Source organism: Microbacterium sp. B24 (assembly GCF_000333415.1).
In the GTDB taxonomy this organism is placed as follows: Bacteria; Actinomycetota; Actinomycetes; order Actinomycetales; family Microbacteriaceae; genus Microbacterium.
This window is the reverse complement of sequence record NZ_BADB01000518.1, coordinates 1-5,155: the sequence shown is the minus strand read 5'-3', so window position 1 is coordinate 5,155 and position 5,155 is coordinate 1. Positions and strand designations below refer to the sequence as shown.

6 protein-coding genes and 1 pseudogene are annotated in these 5,155 nt (G+C 69.0%); 4 read left to right on the top strand and 3 right to left on the bottom strand.

The features are described 5' to 3' along the window. Window positions 1-57 precede the first annotated feature (57 nt). From I5I_RS15130 to I5I_RS15120, 4 genes are all read left to right on the top strand, one after another. A complete protein-coding gene (locus tag I5I_RS15130) occupies window positions 58-249 on the top strand; it encodes a helix-turn-helix domain-containing protein (protein WP_005049784.1) in 192 nt (63 codons plus the stop codon). Window positions 250-331: 82 nt separating this feature from the next. Next, complete coding sequence (locus tag I5I_RS16595) at window positions 332-430, top strand: 30S ribosomal protein bS22 (RefSeq protein ID WP_003792170.1); 99 nt, start codon at window positions 332-334, stop codon at window positions 428-430. Between the two features lie 94 nt (window positions 431-524). Beyond that, the gene (locus I5I_RS15125; protein WP_187289969.1) at window positions 525-794 is read left to right on the top strand and encodes a glutaredoxin family protein; all 270 of its coding nucleotides are present in this window, start codon (window positions 525-527) and stop codon (window positions 792-794) included. After that, window positions 791-1,093, top strand: a complete 303-nt coding sequence (locus I5I_RS15120; protein WP_036321684.1) for a Dabb family protein — start codon at window positions 791-793, stop codon at window positions 1,091-1,093. Before I5I_RS15125 ends, I5I_RS15120 begins: the two co-directional genes overlap by 4 nt. Window positions 1,094-1,117: 24 nt before the next feature. Here I5I_RS15120 and I5I_RS15115 read toward each other — a convergent pair whose 3' ends face one another. The 3 genes and pseudogenes from I5I_RS15115 to aspS all read right to left on the bottom strand — a co-directional run. Beyond that, window positions 1,118-2,836 (bottom strand): AMP-binding protein, encoded by a 1,719-nt coding sequence (locus tag I5I_RS15115; protein WP_036321683.1) that lies wholly within the window; start codon window positions 2,834-2,836, stop codon window positions 1,118-1,120. 87 nt (window positions 2,837-2,923) lie between these two features. Next, window positions 2,924-4,114 carry a mechanosensitive ion channel family protein gene (locus I5I_RS15110; RefSeq protein WP_036321682.1) on the bottom strand — a complete coding sequence of 397 codons (1,191 nt, stop codon included), beginning with the start codon at window positions 4,112-4,114 and terminating at the stop codon, window positions 2,924-2,926. A 78-nt stretch (window positions 4,115-4,192) separates the two neighbouring features. After that, window positions 4,193-5,155: pseudogene (gene aspS, locus I5I_RS15105) on the bottom strand (aspartate--tRNA(Asn) ligase); the annotation flags it as partial.

Here is a 5,155-nt window from a genome sequence, read left to right as displayed (position 1 = left end):
AGCTCGGTCCCGGGGATCCTCTAGAGTCACCGCATCGGGTATCGGTGGGGGAATGGGATGCCGGACCTTTCTGACGTGCGTTTTCTGACGGTCGCGGAAGTGGCCGAGATCATGCGCGTGTCGAAGATGACCGTGTACCGTCTGGTGCACGCCGGCGAGCTCCCCGCCGTACGGTTCGGTCGCAGCTACCGGGTGCCCGAGACGGCCGTCACCGAGGCCGTGCAACGTCCTATCGCCGACGTCGGCTAGACTGATCCGAGGGCATTTTTCGAGATGCCCGTTCCCGGACGCGGCCACCCGCGTCCAGACCCCTGACATAGTGAGGTTTTCCGTGGGTTCTGTCATCAAGAAGCGCCGCAAGCGCATGGCGAAGAAGAAGCACCGCAAGCTGCTTCGCAAGACTCGCCACCAGCGCCGCAACAAGAAGTAATTCGTCGCGGCACGCTGCAAACGACACCGAGCGCCTGTCCCCGAGATCACCGATCCGGGACGGGCGCTTCGTGTTCTCCGGCAGAATGGACTGCGTGACCACCCTCACGATCATCTCCAAACCGGATTGCCACCTGTGCGACGTCGCACGGGAGATCGTCGAGACCGTGGTCGCCGACCTGCCGGAGGATGCCGTCGACGTCCGGGAGTTGTCGATCCTGGACGATCCCGCCCTCTACGCGCAGTGGTGGGAGAAGATCCCCGTCGTGCTCATCGACGATCGCCTGCACGCCCATTGGCGTCTGTCGCCGGAGCGCCTTCGGGCTGCGCTGTCGACCCCTGACCGAGAGGACACCCTCCGATGACCCTTCGCCACGTGGTCGCCTTCCGCATGGCCGCCGCCGATCCCGCCGACCGCGCCGCGCACGCCGCGGAAGCGGCTCGCCGGCTCAACGCCCTCGTCGGGGTCGTTCCGACGCTACGCGCGATGAGCGCCGGGGCGAACGTCCTCTTCCCCGATCAGAACTGGGACCTCGTGCTCGTCGCCGACTTCGAGGACGTCGCGGGCCTGGACGCCTACCAGGTGCACCCCGCCCACGAGGAGGTCGCGGCTTACATCGGCACGATCCGTGCCGATCGGGTCGCGGTCGACATCGAGATCTGAGCCGTCGAGATCTCAGCCGTCGCCTCAGCGGAAGTCGCGGTCGCTGAACTCGCCCGCAGGCCGTTCGCGCGTTGCGGCTTCCGCCGCACGCAGCTCGACGCGGCGGATCTTTCCCGAGATCGTCTTCGGAAGCTCCTCCACGAACTCGAGCCGGCGCACGCGCTGGTAGGCGGAGAGGCGGGCGCGGGCGTGCGCGAAGATCTCGCCCGCCGCCGCGCGCGGGTCCGCGGCGGCCGCCGCACTCAGGCGCACGAAGGCCTTCGGCACCGCGAGGCGGAGCGGGTCGGGACTCGGCACCACGGCGGCCTCTGCCACCGCCGGGTGCTCGAGCAGCACCGACTCGAGCTCGAACGGCGAGATCTTGTAGTCGGAGGCCTTGAACACATCGTCGCTGCGTCCGACGTACGAGAGATAGCCGTCCTGGTCGCGGGACGCGATGTCGCCCGTGTGGTAGAGCCCGTCGTGCAGGGCCCGGGCGGTGCGCTCCGGTGCGTCGTGGTAGCCGTCCATCAGGCCCAGGATCGGCGTGGACACGTCGAGGCAGATCTCCCCCTCCTCCACGCCGCGCTCGCCCGTCTCCGGGTCGACGAGCACGACGGGGTAGCCGGGCAGAGGGCGCCCCATCGAACCGTCCTTCACCACCTGGCCCGGGGAGTTCCCGATCGAGCAGGTCATCTCGGTCTGGCCGTATCCGTCGCGGATCGTCGGGCCCCAGGCCGCGCGCACGCGCGAGATCACCTCGGGGTTCAGTGGCTCTCCCGCCCCCAGCAGCTCGCGCGGCGGCTTCGTGAGCAGGCTGAGGTCGGCCTGGATCAGCATGCGCCAGACCGTCGGCGGGGCGCAGAACGTGGTGACGTCGTGGGTGTCCATCACGTGCATGAGGGTCGCAGCGTCGAAGCGGTCGTACGTGTAGACGAACACCGTCGCCTGGGCGAGGAAGGGGGCGAAGAAATTGCTCCACGCGTGCTTGCCCCAGCCCGGCGAGGAGATGTTCATGTGGACGTCTCCGGGGCGCAGCCCCAGCCACCAGAGGGTCGACAGGTGGCCCACCGGGTAGGAGACGTGGGTGTGGCGCACGAGCTTCGGCGTCGCCGAGGTGGTGCCCGAGGTGAAGTACAGCAGATTGAGGTCGTCGGCCGGTGTGGGTCCCGACGGGACGAACGTCGCCGTGACCTCGTGCGACTCGTCGAACGAGAGCCAGCCCTCCGGCGCGTCGGCGCCGACGGCGATGCGCAGGATGCCGGTGGTCGCGGCATCCACCGCGCTCGCCGTCTCGGCCGGGGCGATGACCGCGCGGGCGCCGCTGTGCGCGATGCGGTAGGCGAGATCGTCGGGCGAGAGGAGGGTCGTGGTGGGGATGGCGACGGCGCCGAGCTTGGTGAGGCCGAGCATGACCTCCCACAACTCGATCGTGTTGCCGAGCATCACGATGACGCGGTCGCCGCGCTGCAGTCCCTGCTGGCTCAGCCAGACGGCGACGGCATCGGAGCGGCGCGAGAGTTCGCCGTAGCTCCACGACCGCGCCGTGAGGTCGGCGTCGACGATCGTGACGGCGGCCCGGTCGGGATGCTCACCGGCGACCACGTCGAACCACTCCAGCGCGAAGTTGAACGCGGACAGCTGCGGCCAGACGAAGCCGGACACGGCGCCGTCGTAGTCGTCGCGATGCGCGAACAGGTGATCGCGTGCGGCGCGCACCTTCTCGGTGGCGTCGGTGGCGGGTCGGATGGGGGAAGTCGTCATGTCATCCGCGTGAGGCACTCGGTCAGGCTACGCCCTGCCGCATCCGTCGCGCGGCATGCGACACCCGCGGCGCGCTGTCGACGATCGTCACCCAGGGCGCTCGGAATCGTCGCCGGTGCCGGAGACGATGGGGATCGCCTGCGTGAACGCGCGGGCGCGCTCCTCCGCCTCGGGGGAGCCGGTGAACAGTCCGGTCGATCCCGTGTCGACGGCGGCGTCGTCGTGTACCGATGCGGGTCGCGGGGCCTCGGCATCCTGGATCAGCACGCGCTGCACGGGGATGGCTCCGGGTGTTTCGCGGTGCACCCAGTCGACGAGGTGCTCGCGCACGTAGCAGCGCAGGTCGAACAGCGTCGGCGCGTCGACCGCCGTGACGAGCACCCGCACCCGGACGAATCCGTTCGTCGCATCGGTGACCTGCAGAACCGAGGCGCGCCGGTCCCACAGCGGGGTCTGCTCGAGAACCCGCGCGAGTTCCTCGCGCATGCGCCCCGGCGATACGCGCCAGTCGAGGTCGAGCTCGACCGAGCCGAGCAGTTCGCTGCCGGTGCGCGTCCAGTTCTGGAATGGCTTGGTGGTGAAGTACGTGCAGGGCAGGACGAGGCGGCGGTCGTCCCAGATGTCGACGACGACGTAGCTGAGCGTGATCTCCCCGATCCGACCCCACTCGCCCTCCACCACGACGACGTCGTCTACGCGCAGGGCGTCGCTGAAGACGAGCTGCACGCCGGCGAAGATGTTGGCCAGCACCGACTGCGCGGCCAGGCCCGCGACGACGGACGCGATGCCGGCCGAGGCGAGCAGGCTCGCCCCGACGGTGCGGACGGCGGGGAAGGTGAGGAGCATCGCACCGATCGCGATGATGACGATCAACGCGATCGCCAGCCGGCGAAGGATGAGCACCTGGGTTCTGATCCGGCGGGCGACCCGGTTGTTCGGGACGTCGATGCGGTAGCGGCCCAGCGCCAGGTCGCCGGCGAAGGCGACCAGTCCGGCGAGCAGCCAGGCGCTGGCGAGGATCGCGGCGATCGTGAACAGCTGGCTGAGCAGCGGCATCCACGGGGCGTCTCCCGGAACGACCACCGCGACCGCGATCCACACTGCGAACACCAGGATGAGCACGCGGAACGGTCGCCGCCCGTGACGGATGAGGCGCGTCGGCCAGTCGGCGCGCCGCGCCATGAGGCGAACGATCAGCGTGGTCGCGACGGTGAGCAGCAACGCCGCGACCACCGCGATGGCCACCGCGATGGCGAGTTCGAGCCAGTTGTCCCACATGGAGGTCTCCTTCGGCGGGGGAGCATCCAGGCTAGGCGCGGCCCCCGGGTACGAAGCAACTCCGGCTCGGACTCCCGGTCAGGGAGCCAGTCGCGTCGGCCCGCGGAAGAGGAAGGTGACCTCGCGGATGGAGTCCTGGCCGAGCATGAGCATCAGCACGCGCGCGAGACCCATGCCGAAGCCGCCGTGGGGCGGGATGCCGTAGCGGAAGAAGTCGAGGTAGTGCTCGAGTCCTTCCAGCGACAGGCCCTTCTCGAGCGCCTGCGCCTCCAGCACGTCGATGCGGTGCTCGCGCTGCGCGCCGGTCGTGATCTCGGTGCCCTGGAACAGCAGGTCGTAGCTGTTGGTCAGTCCGGTCTCGGGGTTGCGCATGTGGTAGAACGGCCGGATCTCGGGGTGGTAGTCGGTGATGAACACGAACTGGTGCCCGAAGGTCTCCCGCACATGCGCCGAGATCTGGCGCTCGCCCTCGGGGTCGAGGTCGCCATCGGTGCGGGGGATGTCGTAGCCGCGGGCCTTCACGATCTCGCGGGCTTCGGCCAGCGGGATGCGCGGGAAGGGGAGCGTCGGCACGACGACGTCGATGCCGAACAGCTCGGCGATCTCGTCGCCGTGCTTGTCCTTGACGGCCTGGAAAGCAGCGGCGAGCAGCTCCTCCTGCATCGCCGCGACATCTTCGTACGAGTCGATCCAGCTGATCTCGGCGTCGATCGAGGTGAACTCGGTCGCGTGGCGGCTGGTGAAGCTGGGGTCGGCGCGGAAGACGTCGCCGATCTCGAACACCTTGCCGAAGCCGGCCGCCTGTGCCATCTGCTTGAAGTGCTGCGGGCTCTGCGCGAGGTAGGCCGTCTGGTCGCCGAAGTACTCGAGCGCGAACAGCTCGGCGTTGCCCTCGGCCGGGGTGGACATGAGCTTGGGGGAGTGGATCTCGACGTAGTCGCGCTCGATCCAGTACGAGCGCATCGCGTGCTCGAGCGTCGTCTGGATGCGAAAACCAGGTTGTTGCGACGTTGGCGCAGGTCGATGAAGCGCCAGTCCATG